Source organism: Arthrobacter sp. CAN_A2, assembly GCF_015752045.1.
GTDB lineage: Bacteria > Actinomycetota > Actinomycetes > Actinomycetales > Micrococcaceae > Arthrobacter_D.
In genome coordinates, this window is record NZ_JADOUS010000006.1 from 67,671 (window position 1) to 93,638 (window position 25,968).

Consider the following 25,968-nt stretch of genomic DNA (forward strand, 5'->3'; position numbering starts at 1 on the left):
ATCAACGCCGTGGTTCTATTGGGGTGCGGAGCGGTAGCTCGCCGGACTCACGGGGGAAGAATGGCACATCGCCGAAAAGCACTGAAACAGTCCACGCCCACTGACGCATCACTGTGGGCCAGGCCATTCGGCTATGCACTGTGCGCCGTTGTCTGGCTGGTGCTCTTCCTCGTCGTGGCGGGGATGTCGCTGGGCGCCCTGCCACTCGCGTTCTCGGACATGGGACCACTGCGGGCGAGCGACGGTCTGGCGAGAGCGCTGGCCGATCCGGCGGAGGGCCTCGCCTTGATCGCCGTCCTGGTCCTGATGCCCCTCATATGGGGCGGCGTCTTCGCGTGGCTCCTCGTTGCGACCGGAGCAATGGCCGCGCTGAGCGTGGTGTTCGTTGCGCGTGCACTGAACAAGGACTTCTCGAGTGAGAAGCTGAGCTTTTCGACGATGGACGATGCGGTGATGGGCGGACCGAGCCCTGATGGAGTGGCGATGTCGCTGCAACCGGTCCGGTCGACACCCGTCTCCGACGTCCTGATCCCCGCCTACTGGGCCGGCTGGAAGCCGGGCGTGAACCTCTACCTCTCGGCCACCATCCTGGGCGCCGCGTATCTCTTCACTGTGATCTGGGTCTTCTGGCCTGTGGATGGATGGCTGTGGCAGCTTCTCTGTGCCGTGATCACGGTGACGCTGGCGGTCTGGGGGGCGTGGCGCTACCGGCGCGCCCTCCTCGAACGTCCGTTGCCCGGCTACTTCGAGCGCTGATGCGCAGGTGGTGTTCGGCGGTGCCGAGACGGACTCTGCCGGTCATGGGTCGTCGGGGAAGAGTGGGCGGTCTGCCCTGGGCGCCCCCGGAGGACCGAAGGGGCGCCCACCGCTGCGGGCACCCCTTCTACGCGTCCCGGGATGGGGGCGCTACTTCCCGACCGGGCCGAACATGGCGTCGATGTCCGCCATCTCCATGTCGGCGGTGTCCTGGATGAGCTGGAGCAACTCGGGATCCAGCCCCGGCGCGAACTCCTCCAGGCGCTCGGGTGCGATCTCCGACGGCACGCCCTCGGGTGCCTGCTCACTGGCATCGAGGGTGGTGCCGTCCTTCGACGGCGACAGGCCCTGGTAGATCTTGCCGGCCTCCGACTGGCCCTTGAGGTCGAAGGTGTACTGCTTGCTCTGCAGCCCGAGGTCGAGGAGCTTCTTGACCTCGGGGAACTGCTCGGCGTTGGTCTTCGGGATGGGCAGCAGCGACTTCCAGTTCACCCCGAGGGTTTCGAGGGCCTTGGCGTACCCGTTCTCGTGGGCCTGGTCGCGGACGATCAGGTAGGAGATCGTGGAGCGCGCCGTCTTGTTGTCCGTCATCTCGTACATGCGGCACTTCTGCAGGCGGCCGGTGGCCTCGAGCATCAGGTTGTACAGCAGGTCCAGCGGGAGGTTGCCCGAGTTGTAGACATAGCTGCCGCTCCACGGGTTGCCGGCCGAGTCCACCGGCAGGGCGCCTTGTGCGCCCACGAGGTAATGATGGATGTTGCCCGCGGACAGGGCGAGGTCGAGGGGGATCGCCCCGCCGGCGCCGGGGGTGTCCAGCGGGTCGTCGATCTTGCCCTGGTAGCGGGGTGAGCCGTCGAGGAGCCGGGAGATGGTGGTGCCGATCAGCTCGACATGGCTGATCTCCTCGGTGCCGATGCCCTGGATCAGGTCGCGGTAGGGCTTGGCCGCCGCACCTCGGAAGTTCATGGCCTGGAACAGGTACTGCATCATGGTGCGCATCTCGCCGAACTGCCCGCCCAGGCCCTCCTGCAGGGCGTTGGCCGCAGCGGGATCCGGCTCGTCGGGAATGATCTCGTTGATGAGTTGCTGGACGTGGAAGAACATGGGACCTCCTAAGGGGCGGCGACACACCACCGCTTCTCACACTTCTCCAGAAGAGCCGTCCCTACAACATCGCTCGTCCTCCGGGCGCAGGGGTTGCCAAGAACGGCTGACTGCGACTACATCGATGCCAGGCGGATGTGCCCGGACCGTCGGAATGGATGGACCATGAAGAGATGAGCACGGCAATCCCTCTGCCGAAGGTCGGCGCCCCGGCAGTGAGGGCCCTGGCGCGGATCGGCATCCACACGGTCGACGACCTGGAAGGTGCCGACTTCGGCGAGCTCGCGACTCTTCATGGGGTCGGCCCGAAAGCCGTTCGGCTCCTCCGCGCGGCTCTCGACGAGAAGCACAGGCTCGGAACCGATCCCGAGCAGGAGGGCACCTGACGGCAGGACCTGATCAGCTGAAATGCGTCCGGGTGCGCCCACGGAGGTCGCGGACGAAGGCGCCCACGGCACCCACGTCAGCCACCTGCGACGGGGGCGGTACGCTGCGATTCCCCTCCGGTAGCCGGCTGCTTGACGACCGGAGGGACTCCCACGTTCGTGCACGAGGCTCGTCGGTGTGTTCCGGCTGAGTCCCGCGGACGAATCCGGGGACATCGTTAGGGGTAAGCCCAGTATGCGCCCCTGATGAGCGGCCTCGTCCCCCGGGCCCATCGGGATCAGCTGTGTTCATCCCCTGCGGGAACTGGTACGGGGTCCTGGTGCCCGTGCCGGCCGAGGGTCGGCGTTGTGCCGGACTAAACTGGGCACACCGGAGATCGCCCGGCACCGCACTCTTCGAGAGAGGCCTTTGATGGCTGCAGCACCGCCTGCCCCGGGCGCCGGCCCCGACCTCGCCGAATTCACGGTGTGGAAGCCGTTCCTCGTACGTGCCGTCGTCAGCTTGGTGTTCGGCTTCGTGACCATCTTCTGGCGTGAACCCTCCACCCTCGTGCTGTCCCTCGTCGGCGGACTGTATCTCCTGCTGACCGGCGCCGCGTATCTCTGGACGCACCGCATGGCGCACTGGGGTCCGGGGTCGAGGGTGCTCACCGATATGGGCGGTGGACTGCTGCTCGGAGCCGGTCTGGCAAGCCTCGTCCTCCGGACCGATACCGTCTTCGCATTCGCCGGCGCCGTCGCGCTCGTCGCGGCGGGATCCGCCGAGCTGGTCCGCGGGCTCGCCGCCCGTCGACACGCCGCGGCGCGGGACCTCGTCGTCGTCGGCGTCGTCAGCATCGTCACGGGCGTCATCCTGCCGTTCGTCGAGCCGCTCGGCGCGCATGCGCTGCTGGGAGTCACGGGCGGCGGCGCGCTGCTCACCGCCGTCGTGCTCGGCATCGCGGCCCTGAGCTACCGGCACGATTCAGCGCTCAGCGCACCCCGGGGGTCCGGCTCCCACGGCGAGCCGGACCCCGTAAACTAGAGGCTCTACGCCTCGTAGAACATTCGCATCACCGGAAGGAGTGCCCGTGGCCAAGCGCCAGCCGGGGAAACCCACCCAGGGACGGTTCCGTCACGGCATCAAGGCGCCCCTCGTCTTCTCGGCAGTCCTGGCCGTGGTGGCCGGAGTCGCGACGTCGATCTTCGCCACCGGCGGCGGAACCAAGGTGCTGCGCATCGATCTGGGCCTGACCGCAGCAGGGATCGCCTTCATCGTCTCCCTCGTGATCTGCGCGATGCTCATGATGGCGGAGACCCCGAACGCCGAGCACCTCAGCAAGGGATCCGGCGTCAACCGGTCCTCGGCGAAGCCTGACCCCAAGGGTCCGTCCGCGCAGGATCCCGCCGCGCAGGGTCCGTCCACGCCGGCGTCGGCTGCTCCCGAGCGTGGTGACCAGCCCCGCTACGGCGAGCGCCTGCCGAACCAGGACTCCTGACGAAAGCGCCCCACGCGCCTGCTTGACGGCGCTGTTAGCCTGCCCCCATGGGCGACGATCTGCGGGCATTCATCAGGGACTTCGGCACGATGGTGCGCCTCGCGCAGGACGCGCAGCCGCACCACGCCCGCGGCAGGGAACTCGTCGAGACCCTTGCCGCGCACCTCGATGCGGACCCGGGAAGCCTCCCTGTGGTGGTCGAGGACGTCCCGGCCCACCGTTTCGTGGACGCCGACATCATCCTCGCGTCACTGGCCCGGAAGGGGCGGTGCGTGGGGATAGGCGGCGGTGACCAGCGGCACCACATGTCCCTCGGCGACATGATCCAGCAGTCCGAGCTGTACCCGAACTTCCCGCTGTCGCAGCCGGACTACGTAAACCTGCCCGTCGGCCCGGACGAGCAACGGCAGGCGATCGCGCTCGGCCTCCACCTGTTCCACCGCGGCGGCGTTCCACTCGCCCTCCTGCAGCGCCAGGCCGAGCCGCGCTTCGGCCGGCAGGTCGCGTCCCTTGAGGTCCTGTGCTCGGATGCCGACGTCGTCGCCGGTCTCCTGGCGGAGTTCCGACGGCGGATGCAGCGCGAGAGCGTGATGAAGGGGCAGGTCCTGTCGCTGACCACCGAGGACTTCGGACCGAGCGCCGCGGGCGTCACCTTCCATCGTCGGCCCACGCTGGAGGCTGCGGACGTCATCCTTCCCGGCGGCCTGCTGGAACGCGTCAGCGAGCACGCGCTCGGCATCGCGTCACACCGGGAGGCGCTCGTCGCGGCCGGCCAGCATCTCAAGCGCGGCATCCTGCTGTACGGTCCGCCGGGCACCGGCAAGACCCACACGGTCCGATACCTGCTGAGCGCAAGCGAGGGCACCACGGCGATCCTCCTGTCCGGCGGAACCCTCGCGCACATCGCGGAGGCGGCGCGGATGGCGCGCGCGTTGCAGCCGTCGATCGTCGTCCTCGAGGACTGCGACCTCATCGCCGAGGATCGCAGCTTCGGCCACGGGCCGCAGCCCCTCCTGTTCGAGGTGCTCGATGCGATGGACGGGCTCGACGACGACGCCGACGTCACGTTCGTCCTGACCACGAACCGCGTGGACATGCTGGAACGGGCGCTCGCGCAGCGGCCCGGGCGCGTCGACCTCGCCGTCGAGGTGCCCCTCCCGGCCGAGCACGAACGGGCCGACCTGTTGCGGCTCTACGCGCGGGACCTGCCCTTCGGTGCGGACGCCATCGGATCCGCCGCGGGCAGCACCGCCGGAACCACGGCGTCCTTCACGCGGGAGCTGGTGCGCCGGGCCGTCCTCGCGGCCGCGCTGCAGGACGTCCCCGTCGCGGACGCGCATCTGCTCGCCGCGGTGGACGAGCTGATGGCCGATGACGCGTCCCTGACCCGGAGCCTGCTCGGCAGCAGCGGCCCGGAGTCGGAGGCCGGGGCCGCGGAGCCCGGCACGGCGTCGTTCGGGTGGGGCCCGGGATCGGCGATCTCCGCAGCCGATCACTCCCCGGTGCAGGGCCCGGGCTTCGCCGACGGCGGCTACTCGGAGGACGGGTTCCCGGATGACGGCGTCGAGGACATCGGCGGCATCGGCGGCGGCGAGGGCCGGGCGTGACGGCTGGGACGTGAAAACGGGGAGATGACCGTCCGGCGAGGAACCCCGGTCAGGCGCTCCGGGCCTTCCTGGCGCGGTACGCCTTCACGTGCGTCCGATTCGCGCAGTTGCCGGTGTCGCAGAAGCGCTTCGAGCGGTTGCGGGTGAGGTCGAGCACCACGTCGTCGCAGTCCTCGGCCGCGCAGGAGTGCAGGCGGTCCAGTTCATGCGCCCGGATGACGTCGGCGAGGGCCATGGCCGCCTCGGTCGCCATCCGCGCCTCGAGTGGAGCTTCCGGCCCGGTGGCGTGGAGATGCCAGTCCCACTCGTCGTGGCGGACCAGCTGCGGGAGTGCGTTCGCCCGGCGGAGGATCGCATTGACGAGCCCGACGGCGTCGTCCTCCTCCGCGAACCAGATCACCTCGAGTTCGGTGCGCAGCGCGCGGACGGACCGCAGTTCGGCGTCGGTGTGGGTGCGGGAGCCGCTGAAGCGCTGCTCAGCGAGGAAGCGGTCGAGCCCCTCGGGCGTCGCCAGGGGGTCGAGAGGATCCTTCCCGGTGTTGATCAGCGCCGCCACGGTCGAGAGTGCCACCTCCGTGTCATAGGTGAAAGACATGTTGACTCCTGACATCGCGCTGATCTAATGTCACGACCATAGCCACTTGTCACCCCTGACACCAAGCATCGATCCGAAGGGAGAGGCCGTGACCCTGCGCCCTACCGCCGGTCTATGGATAGCGCTCGTCTCGGCCGCGACCTTCGGCGTCTCGGGTCCGTTCGCGAAGTCCCTGCTCGAGATCGGCTGGAGCCCCGGCGCCGCCGTCGGGCTGCGCATCGGGGGCGCCGCCGTCGTGCTGCTCGTCCCGGTGCTGATCGCCCTGCGCGGCCGCTGGTCCACCCTGCGGGGCAACGCGCTGACGATCGCGATCTACGGGACGACGGCGATCGCCCTCTGCCAGCTCTTCTACTTCAACGCCGTGCAGCGCATGTCCGTGGGAGTGTCCCTGCTGCTCGAGTACCTGGCACCCGTCCTGCTCGTGGGGTTCCTCTGGCTGCGCTCGCGGACGGCCCCGAACGCGCTGACGATCATCGGGTCCGTGACCGCGATCCTCGGGCTGCTGCTGGTCCTCGACCTGGCGGGCGACGCCCGGCTCGATCCCGTCGGCGTGCTGTTCGGTCTCGCCGCCGCCGTCTGCCTCGTGGTGTTCTTCCTGATGTCTGCGCGGGTGGACGAGACACTGCCGCCGATCGTGATGGCCGGCGGGGGCATGGTGGTGGCGGCCGGCACCATCCTGGTCCTCGGCCTGACGAACATCATGCCGTTCCGGTTCGTGTTCTCGGACGTGCGCCTGGCCGGAGGCACCTACAGCTGGATCGTCCCGGTGGCCGTCCTCGTCCTCGTCGCGACGGTCGCCGCCTACGTGACGGGCATCCTCGCCGCGCGGCGCCTCGGCTCGAAGGTGGCGAGTTTCGTGGCCCTCACCGAGGTGATGTTCGCGGTGCTCGCGGCCTGGCTGATCCTCGGCGAGCTGCCCGGTCCCGTCCAGCTGCTCGGCGGGCTGCTGATCGTGGCCGGCGTCGTGTGCGTCAGGGTGGACGAACTGCGGTCCGCGCCCGACGGCGACCTCGAGGAGGCGCTCGACCAGCCCGATCCCGTGGAGCCGTTGCCGCGCCCGTGAGATCGGGGACGGGAACTTCCGCCCTCCCGTGATCGGTTGAACCTTCAGCAGTGCCGTCTCTTCCGGGCGCTGCCATCCAACGGGAGGACACGCACCACGTGAACAGCGTCACCGGGCAAGACCGAGGGCACCGGAGCCGGCCGGATCGGCTGCTCCTGGGTCTTCTCCTGATCGGCGTGCTCGCCTCCACGCTCGTGCTCCTCGGCCCCGGTCTGCTGAGTGGCCTGCGGGCCGCGGGCGGCCCGGTGCTCGGGACTTCGGAGTGCACGGTGGGGACGTCCGAGGGGGAGGTCGGACTCACCCGGACCGAGGCGAAGCAGGCGACGACGGCGGTGGCGCTCAGGGCCCGCGGATTGCCGGCCCCGGACACGGCCGGGATCGATGCGGCGGTCCTGCAGCGGGTGGCGGAGGGACCGGCCGGGGATGCCGGGCCCGGTCTGGCCTGCCGCGGCTCGGCTGCCGACGACCTCCAGGTCCAGGAGCTGACGGCCACCGGCCTGACGCCTCGCGCCCAGACGGTCCGCGAGGCCATGGGCGAGGTCTTCGGTGACCAGAGCCTGGGCGGGTTCGTCCCGGGAGGGGTGGGACAGGGACACGGGGCGGAGTCCACGCACTACGACGGCCGGGCCGTCGATGTCTTCTTCCGTCCCGTGACGGAGGAGAACCGACGCGCCGGATGGCTGGTGGCCCACTGGCTCGTCGCCCACGCCGAGGACCTGGATATCCAGTACGTGATCTTCGATGACCGCTTCTGGAGCGCCCACAGTTCCAGGGCACAGTGGGGCGACTACGACGCGCCTGATCCGGGCAACGAGATCCTGCGTCATCTCGACCACGTGCACGTCGACGTGCTGCGCGGCGGCACCTGACCGGGTAGGTGGCGTGCGGCCCTCAGACACCCTTGAGGCGAGCGCCGACCCCCAGTACACTGGTGCGCATGACCGGGCAGGAGCCGGCCCCTCCGGGGGTCGCTGCGGTTCCCCAGGGCGGTGCGGTACCTCGCGAGGACACGGCCGGTCGCTCGCTGCAGGCTCCGTCCCCCCGCAGTGCGACGGAGCGCAGCCGCACCTTCCTCGGCATCCTGGTGAACACCGGGCTCGCGAACATCACCACCAGCTACCTCTGGTTCGCCTTGACGTTCTGGGCCTACCTGGAGACGCGCAACGTGATCGCCACCGGCGTGATCGGCGGCGTGTACATGCTGCTGATCGCCCTGTCCAGCATCAGCTTCGGCACCTTCGTGGACCGCTACCGCAAGCTCTCCGTCATGCGCGTCGCGGCCGGCTTCACCCTGGTGATGTTCGTGCTGGCCGGCGTCATGTTCCTGGTGACGCCCGCCGCCAGTCTCCTGGACCTGCAACGGCCGTGGTTCTGGGTCTTCACCCTGATCATCCTCGTCGGTGGCGTCGTGGAGAACCTGCGTAACATCGCGCTGTCCACGACCGTGACCATCCTCATCGAACCGGACCGGAGAGCCAACGCCAACGGACTGGTCGGCATGGTCCAGGGGCTGATGTTCGTCATCACGTCGGTGCTCTCCGGGCTGTCGATCGGGCTGATCGGCATGGGCTGGACGATCGCTGTCGCCCTGGTGCTGACGGCCCTCACCTTCGCGCACCTGCTCACGCTGCGCATGCCCGAGGAGGCGCGCGCGGCGGCCACGGATGCACGGGGCGGGTTCGACCTGCGCGGTTCCCTCGCCACGGTCCTCGCCATCTCGGGGCTGTTCGCGCTCATCCTGTTCTCCACGTTCAACAACTTCGTGGCCGGCGTCTACACGGCGTTGCTGGATCCGTACGGCCTCGAACTGTTCACCGTGGAGCAGTGGGGGATCCTCTTCGCCCTCGGTGCCACCGGGTTCATCGTGGGCGGCGCCCTGATCGGCAGGTTCGGCCTCGGCTCGAACCCCCTGCGCACCATGCTCATCGCGGTGATCGTGATGGGGGTCGTCGGGGCGGTGTTCACGCTCCGGGCATGGGCGTGGCTGTACATCGTCGGCATCTGGCTCTATGCGGTCCTGGTGCCGTTCGTCGAGGCGGCCGAACAGACCGTCATCCAGCGGGTGGTACCCCTGCCCCGGCAGGGGCGCGTCTTCGGCTTCGCCATGGCGTTCGAGTCCGCGGCGGCACCGGTCACCGCCTTCGTCATCGCGCCGATCGCGCAGTTCTGGATCATCCCGTACGCGCGGTCGACGGAGGGCGCCGCCCGGTTGGCCCCGCTGCTCGGGGAGGGCGCCTCCCGCGGCATCGCGCTCATGTTCCTGGTGGCGGGGATCGCCACGATCGCGGCCGCCGTCCTGGCCTTCCTCGCGCCGGTCTATCGTCGCGTGTCGGCGTCCTACGCCGGCGCGGAGGCCCCGGCGGCCGCGCCGGCACAGTGACCGCGAGGTCCTGCCGGGCCGCAACCAGCCGGGCCCGGGGCGGCTACCGTCCGAAGCTCCGCAGCCGCAGCGAGTTCGCCACCACGAGCACCGAACTGGCCGCCATCGCCGCTCCCGCCAGCATCGGATTGAGCAGGCCGAGTGCGGCGACGGGGATGCCGACCGCGTTGTAGAAGAACGCCCAGAACAGGTTCCCCTTGATGGTGCCGAGGGTGCGGCGGGACAGTTCGATGGCCTGCGCCACCTGCTCCAGGCTGTTCCCCATCACGGTGAGGTCCGCTGCCTCGATCGCGACGTCCGTGCCCGACCCCATGGCGATGCCGAGGTCCGCCTGCGCGAGCGCCGCGGCGTCGTTGACGCCGTCGCCCGCCATGGCCACGGTCGCCCCGGCGGCCTGCAGTTCCCGGATGGCGTCCACCTTGCCCTCGGGGGTGACCCCGGCGCGGACATCGGCGGCGTCGATCCCGACGACGGCGGCCACCTGCAGGGCGACGGCCCGGTTGTCGCCGGTGAGCAGGACGGGCCGCAGCCCGAGGCGGCGCAGCCGCGCGATCGCCGCTGCCGAGCCGTCCTTGACGGTGTCGGAGAGCGTGATGAGGCCTGCGACGTCGTCGCCGATCGCCACCCAGATGGCTGTCCTCCCGGCGTCCTCCGCGGCCGTGAACGTGGCCGTCTGTCCCTCGTCGGGCCGGATCCCGTTGCGCTCCAGCCAGCCGGCCCGCCCCACGGTGACGACGACGCCGTCGACCTCCCCGCGCACGCCGCCCCCGGGCGCGCTCGAGAAGTCGTGGGCCACGGGCAGCCGCCCGGCGGCGGCGGCGTGCTCCGCGATGGCCTGCGCGATGGGGTGCTCGCTCGCGGCCTCCACGGCGCCCGCGAGGCGCAGCAGGTCGGGTGCCGGAACGGCGGCGAGCGGGACGACGTCGTCCACGGACATGGTGCCCGTGGTGACGGTGCCGGTCTTGTCCAGCACGATGGTGTCCACGGTGCGGGTGTCCTCGAGGACCTGGGGGCCGCGGATGAGGATACCCAGCTGGGCGCCGCGGCCGGTGCCGGTCAGGAGTGCGGTGGGCGTGGCGAGGCCGAGGGCGCACGGGCAGGCGATCACCAGCACGGTCACGGACGCCGTGAAGGCCGCGTCGAGGTCCCCGACCAGCACGAGCCACAGCACGAAGGTCAGGACCGCGAGCACGAGGACCACGGGGACGAAGACCGCGCTGATGCGGTCGGCGAGGCGCGCGATGCGGGCCTTCCCGCTCTGTGCCTGGCTGACGAGGCGGCCCATCTGGGACAGCACGGTGTCGGAGCCCACGCGCGTCGCCCGCACCACGAGCCGGCCGGACGTGTTGATGGTCGCACCCGTCACGGTGTCGCCGGGGCCCACCTCGACGGGCATGCTCTCGCCGGTCAGCAGGGCGGTGTCCACGGCGCTGTGGCCCTCCGTGACCGTGCCGTCGGTCGCGATCTTCTCGCCCGGGCGGACGACGAACGCGTCCCCGGGGATCAGCGCATCGGCGGGCAGCGTGACCTCGGTGCGCTCGCCGTCGACGGTACGCAGCACGCGGGCCTCCTTTGCGCCGAGGCTCAGCAGGGATTTCAGGGCGTCGCCGGCGCGCTGCTTCGCCGACGCCTCGAGGAAGCGGCCGAGCAGGAGGAAGGTGACGACGACGGCGGCCACCTCGAAGTAGTGGGAGTGCTCCGTCATGTCCATGCCCGCCATGCCGGCATGCTGGGTGAGGGCGGGATCGGCGAACAACTGCCCGGCCGAGAACAGGAAGGCCGCGGTGACGCCGATGGAGACGAGCGTGTCCATGGTGGAGGACAGGTGGCGCGCATTGATGGCCGCCGCACGGTGGAACGGCCACGCGGACCACGTCACCACCGGCAGGGACAGCCCGAAGACCACCCAGCCCCAGTTCGGGAACTGGAGACCGGGCACCATCGAGATCAGCAGCACCGGCACGGCCAGGACGGCAGCGAGGACCAGGCGCGCCCCGAGGAGCGACGGCGTGTGGTCGTGGCCGCCGTCGTCCGGGTGTTCGGGGTGCACGACGCGGGCGCCGTAACCGGTCGCCACCACGGTGTCGATCAGGTCCTGGTCGCTGACAGTGGCCGGCACCCGGACGACGGCGCTCTCCAGCGGCAGGTTGACGCTGGCCTCGACGCCGTCGAGCTTGCCGAGCTTCCGCTCCACCCGGCCGACGCACGACGCGCAGGTCATGCCCTGGATCGAGAGTTCGACGACGCGGTGCTCCTGCTCCGTACCCTGCACCGGGGCCTGCTGGGCGGCCATCTCAGGAACCGGCAGGCACCACGGTGTAGCCGGCCTCGGCGACGGCGCCGTCGATCGAGGCGGCATCCAGCGGTGCGGAGGAGGAGATGGTGGCGGTGGAGGTGCCGCCGTTCACGAGCTCGACGTCGACGGTCTCGACGCCGGGGAGTTCCGACAGTTCGCTCTTGACCGCGCTGACACAGTGGCCGCAGGTCATGCCGGTGATGTTGATGGTGGTGGTGCTCATGGTGTTCTCCTCGGTGGGTGGATCGGTGGGTGGATCGGTGGGTGGATCAGGCGCTGGATCAGGCGGTGGGGCGTGTGGCTCGGTGCTGATGGGCGTCCTCTGCTGCCACCGCAGGACGCGGCTGTCAGCGCAGAAGGCGTCCGATCGCGGCGGTGGCTTCCTGGACCTTCTCCTGCACGGCGTCGCAGTTGCCGGAGACCTGGGAGTCCTGGGCGGCTCCGACGACGCAGTGCGAGATGTGCTCCTCGAGCAGTCCCATCGAGACGGCGTGGAGGGCCTTGTTGACGGCCGCGACCTGCGTGAGGATATCGATGCAGTACTTGTCCTCCTCGACCATCCGTGCGATGCCGCGGACCTGGCCCTCGATGCGCCGCAGCCGTTTGAGGTAGGCGTCCTTGTCGTCCGTGTAGCCGTGCTGCACGGTGTTCTCCGCATCGGTCCCGGTGGTCATGAATTAGCTCCTCGCATACGGTCCACGATACCCTTGGGGGGTATAACCGCCAAGCCCTCCTGGTATTCCCGCGTGGAGGGAACACCCAGCAGGATGCCGTACGTTGGCTAACCGGCACACTCTCGACCCAAGGACGTTCATGACCCTCTCGCTGTCGGGCTGGCAGAAGCGAGTCCTCGTGATCCTCGCTGCGATCGCCGTCGTCGCGCTGTTCGCCCTCGCGTTCACCGCGGGCCGCGTCTCCGCCGGACCCTCCTACCCCGACGCCGGCAGTGCTGATGCGGGGTTCGCCAGGGACATGCAGGTCCACCACAACCAGGCCGTGGAGATGTCCATGATCGTGCGCGACACCGTGGAGGACGAGACCCTCCGGTCCATCGCCTATGACATTGCCCTGACCCAGCAGCAGCAGGCGGGGCAGATGTACGCGTGGCTCGAGGAATGGGGGCTGCCGCAGAGCGACTCACAGCCGCGCATGGAGTGGATGGCGGGCTCGGGTGACCACGGCGGGATGGACATGGGGTCGGGTGCGGACGGTGGATCCATGCTCATGCCGGACGGTCTCATGCCCGGCATGGCCACAGAAGCCCAGCTCGACGAGCTGCGTGCCGCGCGCGGCGAGGACGCCGAGAGGCTGTACCTGACGCTGATGATCAGCCATCACCGGGCGGGCGTGGACATGGCCGCAGCCGGTGCCGACCTTGCGGAGACGGAGCAGGTCCGCACGCTGTCCACGAAGATCCAGTCCGGCCAGCAGGCCGAGATTGCCCTCATGCAGACCATGCTCGACGCCCTGTAGTGCCGCGCTGTCCCGCTGCCGCCCCGCCGGGCGGTTCGGGGACAGGCGGCCCCCGCCGGTACATTTGGTTCCGGCGCTAACCGAACCGCGGCGACCGCCGCAGCCACCCCAGCACCGAAGGACACCTCGTTGAACAAGAAACGGTCTCAGGAGAACCAGGACCGCCAAGCGCGCCTGGCCGCCATCCAAGCCCAGCAGCGGGCCGGTGAACGCAAGCGCAACGCCCTCATCTTCGGCGGGATCGGCGCCGTCATCCTGGCGATCATCATCGCGGTGACCCTGGTCATCGTGAACCAGGTGCAGGACAACCGGGAGCGCGACGCCCAGGCGTCCCAGCCCATCGAGGGCGTCCAGGAATACCCCGACGTGACGTTCGAGCACGTGGACGGTCCGGTGGAGTACGAGCAGTCGCCGCCCGTCGGAGGCAACCACAGCCCCGTCTGGACCAACTGCGGTGTCTACACGGAACCCCTCCCGAACGAGAACTCCGTCCACTCGCTGGAACACGGCGCTGTCTGGATCGCCTACAACCCGGACATCGGCCAGGCGGAGATCGACAAGCTGACCGAGCTCGTGGGGAAGCGCTCCTACGTGCTGCTCAGCCCCTACCCCGGCCTCGAGTCGCCCGTCGCCGCCAGCGCCTGGGGTATCCAGCTCACGGTCGACTCCGCCGACGACCCCCGTTTGGACACGTTCCTCACCAAGTACATCCAGGGCGAGCAGACCCGCGAACCGGGCGCGGCCTGCTCCGGTGGCGTCACGCCCGCGGGCCTCGCCTCCTAGGAACCCCGCATCGCCGACGGCGCGGCAGGACCCACCACGGTCCTGTCGCGTCGTCGGCGTCCCCCCTCGACGAGCCGTCGTCATCCCCGCATTCGTTGTCTCCGCGTGCGAACACTTCGGTAGCGTAGCCAGTCGGGGCTGCGTATCGGCGGCCCGGATGATCGGAAGGTACCCCGTCGTGACGGACGAGAAGAACCTCGGAGAACTGTCCCTGCCCGGGATGCTGCAGGACATGGTCCTGGACAGCTCGGACATCAACGAGTTCCTCGACGGGCTTGCCAGGCTCGCGGCGGACACCCTCTCGACCCGGGGCGCCGAGATGATGTGCGGTGTCACGCTCCTGCGGCACGGATCCATGGGGACGGTCGCCAGCAGCAGCGAGCAGGCGAAGCTCATGGACGAGGTCCAGTACGCCTTCGACGACGGACCGTGCATCAGGGCCGCCCGGGACGGTCAGGTCTACCGCGTGGACGATTTCCTCGAGGAGAAACGCTTCGGAAACTACACGGCTGCCATCGCGGAGCACGGGATGCGCTCCGCCATCGGCGTGCCGATCCCGCTCGAAGGCCTCGCGGCCGCCGGCCTGAATGTGTATTCACCCCAGCCCCACGCCTTCGGCGACGAATCCATCGCCGAAGCCGTGCAGCTCGCCACGGAGGCCTCGAAGTTCCTCCGCGTCGCAGTCCGGGTGGCCCACCTCACCGACACGGGCGAGCACCTACAGGCTGCGATGAGCTCTCGGACCACGATCGACGTGGCGGCGGGCATCATCATGGGCCAGAACCGGTGCAGCCACGAAGCAGCCATCACCATCCTCAAAGCCGCATCCAGTGGACGGAACATCAAGCTGGCGGACATCGCCGCCGCCGTGGTCACCTCGATCGGCCAGCAGCTCCCCGAGACGCACTTCGTCCCCTGACCATCCTCAGGTCCCCGCTGTAGCTCATGACCTCATCCCCTGCGGGGGATGCAGGGGGAGCCCGGACGGGTAATGGTGGCGTCCTACGCCATCCACAGCGAGGAAGAGGTGCACCATGACTACAAGCGCGGACAAGGAACAGCAAGCCGTCATCGTCTCGGGTGACCACGGGCACGGGAAGCACCATGCCGAGGTCCTGATCATGAGCAGGGACCCGGAAGGACCCGGAGGGGCGGGCAACTACTACAACTCCCTCGGGGTGGTCGATGACGTCTCCGACGAGGACTTCGACGCGCGATTCCTGGCACTCGATCCGGAGATGCTGAGGAAGGAACACGGCGGAGACGGGATCCGCTTCAACGGTCCGCGCCGTTTCCTCGCCGACCGCTTCGAAGGGGAGGCCTTCGACGGGGGCAAGCCCAGCATGATGGGCCCCCTCCCCATGTACCTGTACGGCACGTTCGTCGTCCCGGATTTCGACGCGTTCATCGCCGGCAAGCAGACCCCCTACCGGGAGACGGTCTCCAAGCGCTCCACCACATGGTTCTTCGAGGCCGGCTCGGAGGTGTACGAGCTGGTGTCCCCTGAGGGAACCGTGTTCGTCATGCAGAGCGCCTCGTTGAGGGTGGACCCCGGCAACACCGTCGACAGGCTACCGACCCTCGGAGAACGCCTGGCGTTGCCGGAGGGGTGGGCCTACCGGGCCAGGACCCTCGAGGACGAACTCGTCATGCGGGCCACCTATGACAGCGACCCGCCGAACACGGTCGTCCTCGACGAGCTCGAGAACAACTACCAGCGCCTCCGTTAGCACCCACCCCGTTCCGCGGGGGCCGCCTCCGGTCGACACACCCGACCACGCGATGCGCGGGCACCTGATCCAGGGGCGTGAGGTCACCCCGCGCGGGTGACGCGCCGCAGGTCTACCGTGTTCAGGATGAGTACGGACGTCCCCAGCATCGCCGGGACGGCCATGAGGGCCGGCGGACTGGCTCCGGCCCCGTCTGGAAATCCGGCCCGATCCGAAGGAGACGACATGTGTCGTTGGCTAGCGTATTCAGGTTCCCCCGTGCGATTGGACGACCTTCTCTACAAACCCGTGAACTCCCTCGTCATGCAGAGCAAGCACTCACGCATGGGCGTCGAGACCACCAACGGCGACGGGTTCGGCGTCGGCTGGTACGGGACCGGGCCGACTCCCGGGGTCTACCACAGCACCGAGCCTGCCTGGCACGACCGCAACCTGCGCGAGCTCGCAGGGCATGCCTCGGCCGGCCACGTGTTCGCACATATCCGTGCCACCACCGGCACGGCCGTCCAACAGACGAACTGCCACCCGTTCCGCCACGGCCAGTGGCTCTGGATGCACAACGGGGTCCTCACGGACTTCCACAAGGTGAAGCGTGATCTGGCCATGGCGGTCGAGCCCGACCTCTACCCCGAGATCGAAGGGTCGACGGACTCGGAACTGTTCTTCTACCTCGCCCTCACCTTCGGGCTGGAACGGGACCCGCAAGCGGCGGTCGCGGAGGCGGTGGGACTCATCGAGGAGACCGGACGGCGCCACGGCATCGACTACCCCCTCCAGATGACGGTCGCAACCACCGACGGCGACACCACCTGGGCCTTCCGCTACTCCAGCGAGGGCAACTCGCGATCACTCTTCCACAGCAATGACATCGCGACCCTCCGTGCCCAGTACCCGGACAACCCCCTGATCCATGAACTCTCGGACGATACGCGGCTGGTGGTCTCCGAGCCGCTCGGGGACCTCCGCGGGGCGTGGCGGGAAGTGCCGGACGCCACGTGCGTCGTCGTGCACGGAGGCGAGCAGGAACTGTACCCGTTCTCGCCCTCGACCCCGGTCGCTGCGGCAGTCTGAGCCATCCTCGGTCTCCATCCGTCCGACGCCAGGACCCGGCGTGAGGTCACCCCGCGTGGGTGACGCGCCGCATGCCACCGGCCCACAGGATGAGACTGCGGCGGCCCGTCGGACCGCCCGTCACAATGAGAAACGGAGGTCTTCAGCATGGCTGAGACGATGGATGAACCAGGGCCGGTGGATTGGCTCGTCGTGGAGTTCCCCGGGCCGGACTTCGGCAAGGGCCAGATCGCCCCGTTCCTGGAGGACCTGGTCAATCGTGAACTCATCAGGGTCCTCGATATGGCGTTCCTGCGGAAGAACGCGGACGGCGCGCTCGAGACGGCGGAGATCTCCGACCTCGACGAGACCGAGCTCGGCGGGATCCGCATGGCTGAGACCGAGCTCGCGATGGTGCTGTCCGAGCAGGACATCATGGACCTCGCCGAGACGATCGAGCCCGGCCACTCCGCCGCGGTGCTCGTCTGGGAGAACCAGTGGGCGGCCCCGTTCGGTGCGGCCGTCCGCAAGGCCGGCGGCCAGCTCGTGGCCAGCGGCCGTATCCCCACCCAGGCCGTCATCGCCGCCTTCCAGGCCGACGAGGCCGACACCCGGTCGGCCGAAGCAATGAAGGAAGGAGTCTGACATGCCACTCGCAGCACGCCGCAGGCGCAGGACCGCCGCCGCCGTCGGCGGGGCCATCGTCGTCGCCCACGGGATCAACCGTCGCGGAGACCGCCGGGAGGACCGGCGGGACGACCGTGGGGACCGGCGCGAGGATCGCCGGGATCGCCGCGACTGACACCGTAGAAGACACGTCGATCGTCACATCACGGAATCCTTGTTCGCCGGTGCGCATGACTTCGCGGTCATGCGCACCGGCGCGCATCGTCATCGACGGGTACGAGGACGACTTCCGGCGCATCGACAAGATGCAGGCATCTGCCGGGACCGCCGGCTGCATCGGCCGGTTCCGTTCCTACGACGAAGGACGAAGACCATGTCACTGTCCGTGAAGCTGCCGAAGGACGACGCCGAGGTGACCCTCATGCGGTTCGAGGGAGTACGGGCGCAGCGCTACACCGAGATCTTCCTGATCGCACCCGCCGAGACCGGCGAGATGATCGGCAGCATCTACAACACCATCGGCCTGAACGATCCCGACGGTTCCGGCGACACCTGCCCCCAGCCTGTTCTGGATCGCCTCGACATGCAGGCCCTCGCGGAGGAATACGGCACCCCTGCCGCTTTCAAGAACGGCCCCCGCCTGTGGTGCCTGGACTGGATCGATGCCAAGGTCGGCAGTGAGCGTGACTTCCACGGGTTGAAGGCCCGCTGGGTCATGTGGCTGGACGTCCCCAAGGGGATAGGCGGCCGTCAGGAGGAACTGGCGTACAAACCCATCACGGGCAAGCGTGACACCGAGTTCGGCATCGACAAGGGATCTCCCGCCTTCATCCTGGACGACCCGGACGGCAATACGTGGGTGATGAAGTCGGTCAGCCTCATCATCGACCCGCACCAGACGTACGCCGCCATGACGCAGCTGGGTGAGCGTCTGCGCCTCCCCGAGGGGTGGTCGTACCGAGCCGTGACATTGGACCAGGACCTCGTCCTCACCCCCGAGAACGGGACCGCACACATCCTCCAGGACGACCTCGGGAACACCTACGACCGTGTGGGCGGACCGTTCAGCAACTTCACGCCCTGAGCGTCGGCTCGTCCACCCGGCACTGTCCCGAGATCGGCCGGACATCACTGCGAGGAGCGCACCATGGCAGAGACCTCGACCGCCGGCCCGGAGGCGTCGCCCGCCCCACCGGTCGGCATGCTCGACTGGCGCGACGAATACGCCTACACGGCGGGGGTACAGGCCTTCATCTACGGATTCGCCTACATCTACAACGCCAAGCTCCGGCATGACTGGGCGACGAGCACGCAGGACCCCGCGGTCATCCCGGCTGCGGCTGTCAACGAGTTCTGGCATGCCAGCCGGATCCTGGATGCGACCTACCGGGCGGGCGGCTGCCCGAGTACGGACTCGCTGTACTCCCTGGCCTGGTTGGACCTCCGTGACGGGCCGTTGATCCTGTCCCACCCGGACATGGGTGAGCGGTACTTCGCCTTCCAGCTCGCCTCGTTCACCTCGGACAATTTCGGTTACGCGGGTCAGCGCACCACCGGGCCGGGCGCTGGAGACTTCGCCGTCGCTACTCGGTCGGTGACCACGCGTCCGAGCTGCGGATGGACGACGACGGGGGGGGCTGATGCTGTACCTGCAGCCGGACCCGCCGGCCGACGAGCGGCAGCAGAACTGGCTGCCGTCCTCATCCGAGAGCCAGTGGTTCGTCCTACTCAGGATGTACCGGCCGAGGCCCCCGGCCCTCGACGGCTCCTGGCGGTGCCCGGGAATCAGCCGGACGGACTGAGCCCACCCGCGCGCGACGATGAAGGGAACGAGATGATCTGGGCGTTATTGGCGTTCCTGGGGGTGCCGCTCTGGTTGTGTGCCCTCGGACTGTTCACCGTCATCTACCGCAACCGGGCGCTGCGCCGGCGACGCGGCAACATCCCGGTCAGGGTACTCCGGTCCGGGAAGACCCGCTGGGTGAGGGGGCACGCCGTGTGGATCTCGGACGTGTTCGCCTGGCGGGGCAGCCCCGCCGCCTGGACCGAGGGCCTGGTGCAGGTTCTCACCGTCAGCGTCGCGCCCGCGGATCCCGAGCAGCGCAAGCACCTGCGGGGGCTCGGCGGGGACCCCCTGATCGCGACGATGACGGTCGCCTCCGCGGCCTCGGACGAGCCGGCCACTCTGATGGTCGCCGTGGCCGATGTTGACCGCGCCGCTGTCCTCGGACCGTTCCATCCGGCCCCGGATCAGAAGCAGTCGGGCCGCTGACCGTCCTCACCGCGTAGGCCGGGGCGGCCGCCGTGCTACTGGTCGACCGCGGCGCCGATCGGTTCGAGGACCACCTCGGGATGGTCCTTCTTGAAGTGCCCCACCTTCCACTTGTCCCCGAACACGGCCACGATCTCGCCGTCGGACCGGAAGAGGATCTCGCCGCCGCGGAAGGTCTGGGGAACCCCCTGGCTCTCCGGCGCCACGCGCATCGCGAGCGTGTAGGAGAGGTTGTCCAGCGAGGTCGGCGCGTTGAACTCGGTGCCGAGCCGCTCGGCGGCGACCTCGAACTGCAGGGCCCCGACGGCCGCGAGCACGGGCGCCTGGTCGCCGCGGAGGTCCGAGCGCAGCACCTGCACCACGCCCTCGTGCTCGAGCTGTTCGATGCCGCGCCGGAACTGCTTGTACCGTCCCGGATCCTTGGCGCGCGCGACGGCGAACAGTTCGGGGGAGAAGCGCGGGATGTCGGGGAACTGCACGGGCTCCTCGGCGAACAGGCTGTCACCGACGCGGAGGCTCGTCGCGTTCACGAGTCCGACGACGTCACCTGGCCAGGCGGTGTCCACCACCTCGCGGCTGCGTCCGAGGACGCGGTGCGCGTACTTGGTGGCGAAGGGCTTCCCTGTGCGCTGGTTGGTGATGACCATGCCGCGCTCGAACGTGCCGGAGCAGATGCGCAGGTACGCGATGTGGTCGCGGTGGGCGCTGTCCTGGCCGGCCTGCACCTTGAACACGAAGCCGGACATCGGCGCGTCGATCGGGCGCGGCTCGTCCTCCTTCGAGGGGCGGGGGCTGGGGGAGGGCGCCACGTCCACGAGGATGTCGAGGAGCTGGGAGACACCGAAGTTCTTGGCTGCGGCGGCGAAGAGGACGGGCGTCTGCCGGGCCGCCTCGAACTCCTCGCGGTCGAAGGAGCCGTGTGAGGATTCGACGAGGCCCGACTCCTCGCGGGCGTCGAGCCAGGCGCCGGCGTCGCGCGGGTCGAGGGCGTCGATGTCCACCTCGGTCTCCGTGGCGGCCTGGGCGCCGGCCTCCACCGCCGTCAGAGCGATCGCCCGCTCCGCCCGGAGGTCGAGGAGCCCCTGGAACTCTCCGGCGATCCCGGCCGGCCAGGTGAGCGGGACCGGCGTCATCCCGGTGCGCTCCCCGACGTCGTCGATCAGGCCGAGGGCGTCGAGGCCCGGCCTGTCCCATTTGTTGATGACCGTGATGATCGGGATGTTCCGTGCCTTGCACACCGCGAGCAGCTTGACGGTCTGCGGCTCGAAGCCCTTGGCGGCGTCGATCAGCATCACCGCGGAGTCGACGGCGGCGAGGACGCGGTACGTGTCCTCGGAGAAGTCCGCGTGGCCCGGGGTGTCGACGACGTTGAGGATCGTGTCGCGGTAGGTCAGTTGGAGGGCGGCGGAGCTGATCGAGATGCCGCGTTCCTGCTCGATGCCCATCCAGTCCGAGACCGTCGCGTGGCGGCTCGACTTGCCGTGCGTGACGCCGGCGTCCTGGATGGCCCGGGCGAGCAGCGCCAGCGCCTCCGTGAGGGTCGACTTCCCGGCATCGGGGTGCGAGATGACGGCGAAGGTGCGACGGCGTCCGGCCTCGCGGCGGACGGCGTCGGCGTCGAGGACGGGGGATTCGGTTAGCAGGGCCACCCTCCCATTGTCCCCGATACCGGCGGGGCGCCCGTCGGCGGGGGCCCCTGTTCGCTGTCCGCGTGGGTGCGGGCGGCCCGGGAGGGTCCGGAGCGGCGGATCCCGACGGCGCCGTCGGCGTCAGTGCAGCTCTCGCCGCATGAGGATCCGTGGGAACCCGCTCACCACCGATGTGGTGTCAGCCGCCCGGGTGAATCCTGCCGCCTCGAAGAGCCGGCGCGTGCCGACGTAGGCCATCGTGGTGTCGACCTTCAGCCCTTTGTTGTCGACCGGGTACCCCTCGATCGCCGGGGCGCCGTGACTGTCCGCGAAGTCCACCGCGCCTGCGAGCAGCCGATGCGAGATGCCCTTGCCGCGATGCCCCGGCCGCACCCGGATGCACCACACCGACCACACGTCGGCGTCGTCGACGCGGGGGATCGTGCGGCTGCGGGCGAAGGCCGTGTCGGCGCGCGGGTGGACGGCCGCCCAGCCGACGACGTCGTCGCCGTCGTACGCGAGCACCCCGGGCGGCGGATCCTGGTGGCACAGGCGCTGCACGAGGTCACCGCGCCCCTGCCCTGTCAGTGCGGCATTCTGTTTCGACGGGAGGCGGTAGCTGAGGCACCAGCAGGCCTTCGCATCCGCGCGCCTCGGTCCCACCATCGTCGCGACGTCCTCGAACGCCGTTGCCGGACGCACCTCGATCACCATGACCCCACTGTTCCACCCGCACCCCCGGCGGACAACGGGTGCGGGTGACCGGCCTCGGAGGAGGGGGTCGGCTACCTCACGGCTCCCGTGTCTGGCAAGCAGTTCCGGGACCCATGTCGACGGGATCGGCGACCAGATGCTAAGTAGGCTGATCAATGGAGTCCCAGCAGGGTCCCTTCCCCCCAATCCAAGGAGCGCCATGATTCGCAAGACCGCAGCTACCGCAGCCCTCTCCCTCGTCATCCTGACGGGAATGGCAGCCCCCTCCATCGCCTCCGAAGAGCCGGCTTCCACCACCCAGACCCAGGAGAGCGACGACAACGGCGACAACGGCCTGTGGGGCCTTCTCGGCCTTCTCGGCCTCGCGGGTCTGTTGAAGAAGAACAAGAAGGAGCACGTCGACCACCGCGCCAACGGCGCCTCGGGCGTGAACGACCCGAACCGCGCCGGACACTAGGTCCCGGCTCCCGGCGGGCCCGAAGCCTGGGCGCGCCCGGCATGACAGGGGTCCATTCCTTCCGGAAGGGACCCTTGTGGTGTTCCCGGGGGTTGCCGCCTAGTGGTCGACGCGCTGCGCCGTCGTGCCTCGCAGGCTCCAGGCAGCAAGGATGGACGCGCCGGCCATGAGCAGCGCCGCGATGCCGGATGTCAGTGTGACGCCGCTGTCGAAGGCCTGGAACGCCGATTCGCGGAGGAGCGACGCATCGGCGGGGCCGAGCTGGGCCGCGATCTCGACCGCTCCACCGAGGGTCTCGGTGGACGTCTCCGCCTGGCCGCTGCTGAGCGCTGCCGGGAGGACCAGGTCCCGCTGGTAGGACGCGAGGAGGATGCTGCCGAGCACGGCGGTGCCGAGGACCGAGCCGACCTCGTAGGCCGTCTCGGAGACGGCGGACGCCGCGCCTGCCTTGGCGGCCGGGACGGAGGACAGGATCAGGTCGTTGGACACGGTCTCGGACGCGCCGACGCCGATCCCGAGGATCACGAAGGCGGTCATGAGGAAGCCCGCGGACCCGCCCTCACCCAGCAGGGCGATCATCGCGTAGGCGACGGCCGAGAACAGCAGGGCGATCGAGACGACGACGTGCGGCGGGCACCGGCGGGCCAGCGGCACGACGGCGAGGCCGGCGATGATCGTCACGAGGAGGCCCGGCAGCAGGACCAGCCCGGCGTCGAGCGGGCTGAACCCGAGCACCAGCTGGAGGTGCTGCGAGACGAAGAACAGGAACCCGACGAGCGAGAAGATCGCGAACAGGTTCACGAGGACGGCGCCGCTGAATGCGCGCACCGTGAACAGGCGGACGTCGAGCATGGGGTTGCGGCGTTGCAGCTGGCGGGCGACGAAGGCGGTGCCCGCGGCGATCCCGATGAAGGCCACGGTCACCGAGACGAGCAGCGGGCCTCCCTTCGCCAGGTTCTTGATGGCGTAGACGATCGGCAGCATGGTGCCGATGGACAGGACGATGCTGGCGTAGTCCACGAGGCCCGGGTGGGCATCCCTCGATTCGGGCACGAGGGCCGGGGTCAGCGCGAGCATGAGCACCAGCACGGGCACCGCGAGGAGGAAGACGGAGCCCCACCAGAAGTGCTCGAGCAGGATGCCGCCGAGAAGGGGGCCGAGTGCGGCGCCCGCCGAGAAGCCCGCGGCCCAAACCGCGATGGCGATCCGGCGCTGGTTCCGGTCCAGGAAGATGTTGCGAATGAGCGAGAGGGTCGAGGGCATGAGCATGGCGCCGAAGACGCCGAGACCCACGCGGGCGGCGACCAGGAACCCGGCCGTCGGGGCGAACGCCGCGACCACCGAGAACACGGCGAAGCCCACCGCGCCGATCATGAGCAGGCGGCGGCGGCCGAAGCGGTCGCCGAAGCTGCCCATCGCGACCAGCAGGCCGGCGAGCACGAGGGGATAGCTGTCGACGATCCAGAGCAGTGTGGTCCCGCTCGTTGCGAAGTAGCGGGAGATCTCGGGCAGGGCGAAGCTCAGCACCGTGTTGTCCACCGAGACCAGCAGCACCGGCAGCATCAGCACGGCGAGGGCGAACCACTCGCGGCGGCCGGCCAGGGGGTCGGGGGACTGAACGGCACGCGGGTTCACCCCGGATACACGTGCGGAGGAGGAAGGTGTCGTGGTCATCCATTCAAGCTATACCGTCCAGCCGGTACAGTACAACTATCGTGACCGGTATCATCAGGGAGTGTCCAGTTCCCGCGAGCGCATCCTCGACAGCTTCGAGAAAGCCCTGATCCGCGACGGAGAGAGGGCCGCGACCATGGAAGCGGTGGCTGCGGCCGCCGATGTCTCCAAGGGCGGACTGCTCTACCACTTCCCCTCCAAGGAGGCGCTCGTCGACGGCCTGGCCGACCGCCTCCGCGGTCTCGCCGACAAGGACCGCGAGATGATGACGGCCGCGCCGGACGGGGCGGCCCGCTACTACGTCCGGACGTCCGTGTTCGAGGACAGCCCCCTCGACCGCGCGCTCGTGTCCATGGCCCGCCTCGCCCAGCAGGGGCACCCGACGGCGAAGGCCTCCCTCGCCGACATCCAGGAACGGTGGCTCGACGCGCTCGACGCCCAACTCGGCGACCGCACGACGGCGCACGCCGTCAAGCTCCTCGGCGACGGCCTCTACTACGACGCCGCCTTCTTCGCCTCGGCCGGGACCGGCCGCACGAGCGGCGCGGAGATCGACGAGCTGCTCGGCGTGGTGGACCTCATCGTCAGCCGGAGCGGGCGCAGCGGCGCCGCACCCTGACGAACCCCGTCACCCGGCGCCGTCATCCGGTGGTCATCGGGTGCGGTCATCCTGTGCCGGGACGGGTCCGCAGGAAGAACGCCTCACCGGAGTGAGGCGTGCGAGCAGGATTCGCCCGGACAAGCGGTTCGGGTACTGAGGAGGGGATGGACGGATGATCAAGGGTTTCAGGGACTTCATTCTGCGCGGCAATGTGATCGAACTGGCGATCGCCGTCGTCATCGGCAGCGCCTTCACGGCCCTCGTGGGCGCCTTCACGGCGAACATCATCAGCCCGGTCATCGCCTCCGCCGGCAGGATCGATACGGCGGGGTACGGCTTCTGGATCCGGCCGGGAAACGACGCCACGTTCGTCGACGTGGGTGCCGTCCTCACGGCCGTGGTCACCTTTCTCATCACGGCGGCCGTGGTCTACTTCCTGTTCGTCGTGCCCATGAACCGTGCCCGGGCCCGGCTGCGTGCGCTCGCCGCGCCGCAGGACCACGAGGAGGCCCCGCTCTCCGTCGACACGGCCCTCCTCACGGAGATGCGGGACCTGCTGAAGGACATGGCGTCCCGGGGCGTCCGGCCGTGACCGGCCCGGCCGGTCCGCCTGCGGGGTTGGGCTCCCTCCGCCCGCAGAGCCTGCCGCTCCGCGCCGGCGTCCGCCTGGTGGTGGCGGCGGTCGTGGTCCTGGCGGTCCTGTCCACCTTCCTGGACACCGCGTCCCGGGGCGCCGTGAACCCGTTCAACTTCTTCGGGTTCTTTACGATCCAGAGCAACCTCATGGCCGCAGCGGTCCTGCTCGCCGCCGCCGTGCTCCAGGTCCGCGGAGCAACCGCACCCGAATGGCTCCTGCCCGTACGGGCAGCCGTCACCACCTACATGTTCGTCGTCGGCGTCGTCTACAACCTGCTGCTGTCGGGACTCCCGGGCGGCGTGGAACTCGCCTGGGCCAACTGGGTCATGCACGTCGGCTTCCCCGTCTACGCGGTGCTGGACTGGATCGTGACCACGGACCGGCGTGCGCTCTCCTACCGCGTGCTCCGCCTCGTCCTCGTCTACCCGCTGGTCTGGGTGACGGTGGTCCTCGTGCGGGGTGCCACCGACGGCTGGGTGCCCTACCCGTTCCTCGACCCGGCGTCCGGCTACGCCTCGGTGGTTTTGTACGTCGTCGTCATCGCGGCGGCCGTCCTGGCTTTCGGTGCCGTCGTGATCCTCGTCAGCCGCCGCGTCCGACCTGTCGCCCAACTCGTCGGCGAGGCCCGGCGCGGAGCCGACTGACCGGCGGCCGCCC

At 69.5% G+C, this 25,968-nt stretch carries 29 protein-coding genes; 21 read left to right on the plus strand and 8 right to left on the minus strand.

Going from position 1 to position 25,968, the window contains the following annotated elements:
• Positions 1–60 precede the first annotated feature (60 nt).
• The gene (locus IWX63_RS09235; RefSeq protein WP_199277879.1) at positions 61–756 is read left to right on the plus strand and encodes a hypothetical protein; all 696 of its coding nucleotides are present in this window, start codon (positions 61–63) and stop codon (positions 754–756) included.
• 150 nt (positions 757–906) lie between these two features.
• Here the strand turns inward: IWX63_RS09235 and IWX63_RS09240 are convergent, their stop codons facing one another.
• Positions 907–1,860 (minus strand): manganese catalase family protein, encoded by a 954-nt coding sequence (locus IWX63_RS09240; protein ID WP_199277880.1) that lies wholly within the window; start codon positions 1,858–1,860, stop codon positions 907–909.
• A 173-nt stretch (positions 1,861–2,033) separates the two neighbouring features.
• On the opposite strand from IWX63_RS09240, the gene IWX63_RS09245 reads away from it, so the two are divergent.
• The 4 genes from IWX63_RS09245 (at position 2,034) to IWX63_RS09260 (ending at position 5,331) form a co-directional block, all read left to right on the plus strand.
• Complete coding sequence (locus IWX63_RS09245) at positions 2,034–2,246, plus strand: helix-hairpin-helix domain-containing protein (protein ID WP_334685759.1); 213 nt, start codon at positions 2,034–2,036, stop codon at positions 2,244–2,246.
• 412 nt (positions 2,247–2,658) lie between these two features.
• Positions 2,659–3,270, plus strand: coding sequence for a DUF308 domain-containing protein (locus IWX63_RS09250; RefSeq protein ID WP_199277882.1), 612 nt, complete (start codon positions 2,659–2,661; stop codon positions 3,268–3,270).
• A 46-nt stretch (positions 3,271–3,316) separates the two neighbouring features.
• Entirely contained in the window at positions 3,317–3,724 is a 408-nt protein-coding gene (locus IWX63_RS09255; RefSeq protein ID WP_334685760.1) for a hypothetical protein, read from the plus strand.
• Positions 3,725–3,771: 47 nt separating this feature from the next.
• Entirely contained in the window at positions 3,772–5,331 is a 1,560-nt protein-coding gene (locus IWX63_RS09260; protein WP_199277884.1) for an AAA family ATPase, read from the plus strand.
• Positions 5,332–5,380: 49 nt separating this feature from the next.
• Here IWX63_RS09260 and IWX63_RS09265 read toward each other — a convergent pair whose 3' ends face one another.
• Complete coding sequence (locus IWX63_RS09265; protein ID WP_199277885.1) at positions 5,381–5,926, minus strand: CGNR zinc finger domain-containing protein; 546 nt, start codon at positions 5,924–5,926, stop codon at positions 5,381–5,383.
• An 88-nt stretch (positions 5,927–6,014) separates the two neighbouring features.
• On the opposite strand from IWX63_RS09265, the gene IWX63_RS09270 reads away from it, so the two are divergent.
• The 3 genes from IWX63_RS09270 (at position 6,015) to IWX63_RS09280 (ending at position 9,369) form a co-directional block, all read left to right on the plus strand.
• Positions 6,015–6,989, plus strand: a complete 975-nt coding sequence (locus tag IWX63_RS09270) for an EamA family transporter (protein WP_199277886.1) — start codon at positions 6,015–6,017, stop codon at positions 6,987–6,989.
• A 98-nt stretch (positions 6,990–7,087) separates the two neighbouring features.
• Positions 7,088–7,858 (plus strand): hypothetical protein, encoded by a 771-nt coding sequence (locus IWX63_RS09275; RefSeq protein WP_334685761.1) that lies wholly within the window; start codon positions 7,088–7,090, stop codon positions 7,856–7,858.
• 68 nt (positions 7,859–7,926) lie between these two features.
• A complete protein-coding gene (locus tag IWX63_RS09280; protein ID WP_199277887.1) occupies positions 7,927–9,369 on the plus strand; it encodes an MFS transporter in 1,443 nt (480 codons plus the stop codon).
• A gap of 43 nt (positions 9,370–9,412) precedes the next feature.
• Here IWX63_RS09280 and IWX63_RS09285 read toward each other — a convergent pair whose 3' ends face one another.
• From IWX63_RS09285 to IWX63_RS09295, 3 genes are all read right to left on the minus strand, one after another.
• A complete protein-coding gene (locus tag IWX63_RS09285) occupies positions 9,413–11,662 on the minus strand; it encodes a heavy metal translocating P-type ATPase (protein ID WP_199277888.1) in 2,250 nt (749 codons plus the stop codon).
• A 1-nt stretch (position 11,663) separates the two neighbouring features.
• On the minus strand, positions 11,664–11,888 hold the full coding sequence (locus tag IWX63_RS09290) for a heavy-metal-associated domain-containing protein (RefSeq protein ID WP_199277889.1): 225 nt from the start codon (positions 11,886–11,888) through the stop codon (positions 11,664–11,666).
• Positions 11,889–12,012: 124 nt separating this feature from the next.
• Positions 12,013–12,339, minus strand: a complete 327-nt coding sequence (locus IWX63_RS09295) for a metal-sensitive transcriptional regulator (protein ID WP_199277890.1) — start codon at positions 12,337–12,339, stop codon at positions 12,013–12,015.
• 139 nt (positions 12,340–12,478) lie between these two features.
• Between IWX63_RS09295 and IWX63_RS09300 the strand changes: the two genes are divergently transcribed.
• The 9 genes from IWX63_RS09300 (at position 12,479) to IWX63_RS09340 (ending at position 19,600) form a co-directional block, all read left to right on the plus strand.
• The gene (locus tag IWX63_RS09300; RefSeq protein ID WP_199277891.1) at positions 12,479–13,138 is read left to right on the plus strand and encodes a DUF305 domain-containing protein; all 660 of its coding nucleotides are present in this window, start codon (positions 12,479–12,481) and stop codon (positions 13,136–13,138) included.
• Positions 13,139–13,267: 129 nt separating this feature from the next.
• Positions 13,268–13,921, plus strand: a complete 654-nt coding sequence (locus IWX63_RS09305) for a DUF3105 domain-containing protein (protein ID WP_199277892.1) — start codon at positions 13,268–13,270, stop codon at positions 13,919–13,921.
• A 178-nt stretch (positions 13,922–14,099) separates the two neighbouring features.
• A complete protein-coding gene (locus IWX63_RS09310; protein ID WP_334685762.1) occupies positions 14,100–14,840 on the plus strand; it encodes a GAF and ANTAR domain-containing protein in 741 nt (246 codons plus the stop codon).
• 115 nt (positions 14,841–14,955) lie between these two features.
• Positions 14,956–15,651, plus strand: coding sequence for a hypothetical protein (locus IWX63_RS09315; protein ID WP_199277893.1), 696 nt, complete (start codon positions 14,956–14,958; stop codon positions 15,649–15,651).
• Between the two features lie 225 nt (positions 15,652–15,876).
• Positions 15,877–16,722: a class II glutamine amidotransferase gene (locus tag IWX63_RS09320; RefSeq protein ID WP_199277894.1), complete on the plus strand. Its 846-nt coding sequence runs from the start codon at positions 15,877–15,879 to the stop codon at positions 16,720–16,722.
• A 147-nt stretch (positions 16,723–16,869) separates the two neighbouring features.
• Positions 16,870–17,346, plus strand: coding sequence for a DUF6325 family protein (locus IWX63_RS09325; protein ID WP_199277895.1), 477 nt, complete (start codon positions 16,870–16,872; stop codon positions 17,344–17,346).
• 1 nt (position 17,347) lies between these two features.
• Positions 17,348–17,503 carry a hypothetical protein gene (locus IWX63_RS09330; RefSeq protein WP_156135027.1) on the plus strand — a complete coding sequence of 52 codons (156 nt, stop codon included), beginning with the start codon at positions 17,348–17,350 and terminating at the stop codon, positions 17,501–17,503.
• A gap of 198 nt (positions 17,504–17,701) precedes the next feature.
• Positions 17,702–18,412: a hypothetical protein gene (locus IWX63_RS09335; protein WP_199277896.1), complete on the plus strand. Its 711-nt coding sequence runs from the start codon at positions 17,702–17,704 to the stop codon at positions 18,410–18,412.
• 63 nt (positions 18,413–18,475) lie between these two features.
• Positions 18,476–19,600, plus strand: a complete 1,125-nt coding sequence (locus IWX63_RS09340; protein ID WP_199277897.1) for a DUF1254 domain-containing protein — start codon at positions 18,476–18,478, stop codon at positions 19,598–19,600.
• Between the two features lie 35 nt (positions 19,601–19,635).
• Here the strand turns inward: IWX63_RS09340 and IWX63_RS09345 are convergent, their stop codons facing one another.
• Together IWX63_RS09345 and IWX63_RS09350 are read right to left on the minus strand one after the other, a co-directional pair.
• Positions 19,636–21,249: a peptide chain release factor 3 gene (locus IWX63_RS09345; protein WP_334685763.1), complete on the minus strand. Its 1,614-nt coding sequence runs from the start codon at positions 21,247–21,249 to the stop codon at positions 19,636–19,638.
• A gap of 120 nt (positions 21,250–21,369) precedes the next feature.
• The gene (locus IWX63_RS09350; protein ID WP_199277898.1) at positions 21,370–21,942 is read right to left on the minus strand and encodes a GNAT family N-acetyltransferase; all 573 of its coding nucleotides are present in this window, start codon (positions 21,940–21,942) and stop codon (positions 21,370–21,372) included.
• Between the two features lie 199 nt (positions 21,943–22,141).
• On the opposite strand from IWX63_RS09350, the gene IWX63_RS09355 reads away from it, so the two are divergent.
• A complete protein-coding gene (locus IWX63_RS09355) occupies positions 22,142–22,399 on the plus strand; it encodes a WGxxGxxG family protein (RefSeq protein ID WP_199277899.1) in 258 nt (85 codons plus the stop codon).
• 99 nt (positions 22,400–22,498) lie between these two features.
• Here IWX63_RS09355 and IWX63_RS09360 read toward each other — a convergent pair whose 3' ends face one another.
• On the minus strand, positions 22,499–24,073 hold the full coding sequence (locus IWX63_RS09360) for an MFS transporter (RefSeq protein WP_199277900.1): 1,575 nt from the start codon (positions 24,071–24,073) through the stop codon (positions 22,499–22,501).
• A 61-nt stretch (positions 24,074–24,134) separates the two neighbouring features.
• Here IWX63_RS09360 and IWX63_RS09365 point away from each other — a divergent pair, with 61 nt between their 5' ends.
• The 3 genes from IWX63_RS09365 (at position 24,135) to IWX63_RS09375 (ending at position 25,955) form a co-directional block, all read left to right on the plus strand.
• Positions 24,135–24,692, plus strand: coding sequence for a TetR/AcrR family transcriptional regulator (locus IWX63_RS09365; protein WP_199277901.1), 558 nt, complete (start codon positions 24,135–24,137; stop codon positions 24,690–24,692).
• A gap of 154 nt (positions 24,693–24,846) precedes the next feature.
• Positions 24,847–25,266 carry a large conductance mechanosensitive channel protein MscL gene (mscL, locus tag IWX63_RS09370; protein ID WP_199277902.1) on the plus strand — a complete coding sequence of 140 codons (420 nt, stop codon included), beginning with the start codon at positions 24,847–24,849 and terminating at the stop codon, positions 25,264–25,266.
• A 26-nt stretch (positions 25,267–25,292) separates the two neighbouring features.
• Complete coding sequence (locus tag IWX63_RS09375; protein ID WP_199277903.1) at positions 25,293–25,955, plus strand: Pr6Pr family membrane protein; 663 nt, start codon at positions 25,293–25,295, stop codon at positions 25,953–25,955.
• Positions 25,956–25,968: the final 13 nt, after the last annotated feature.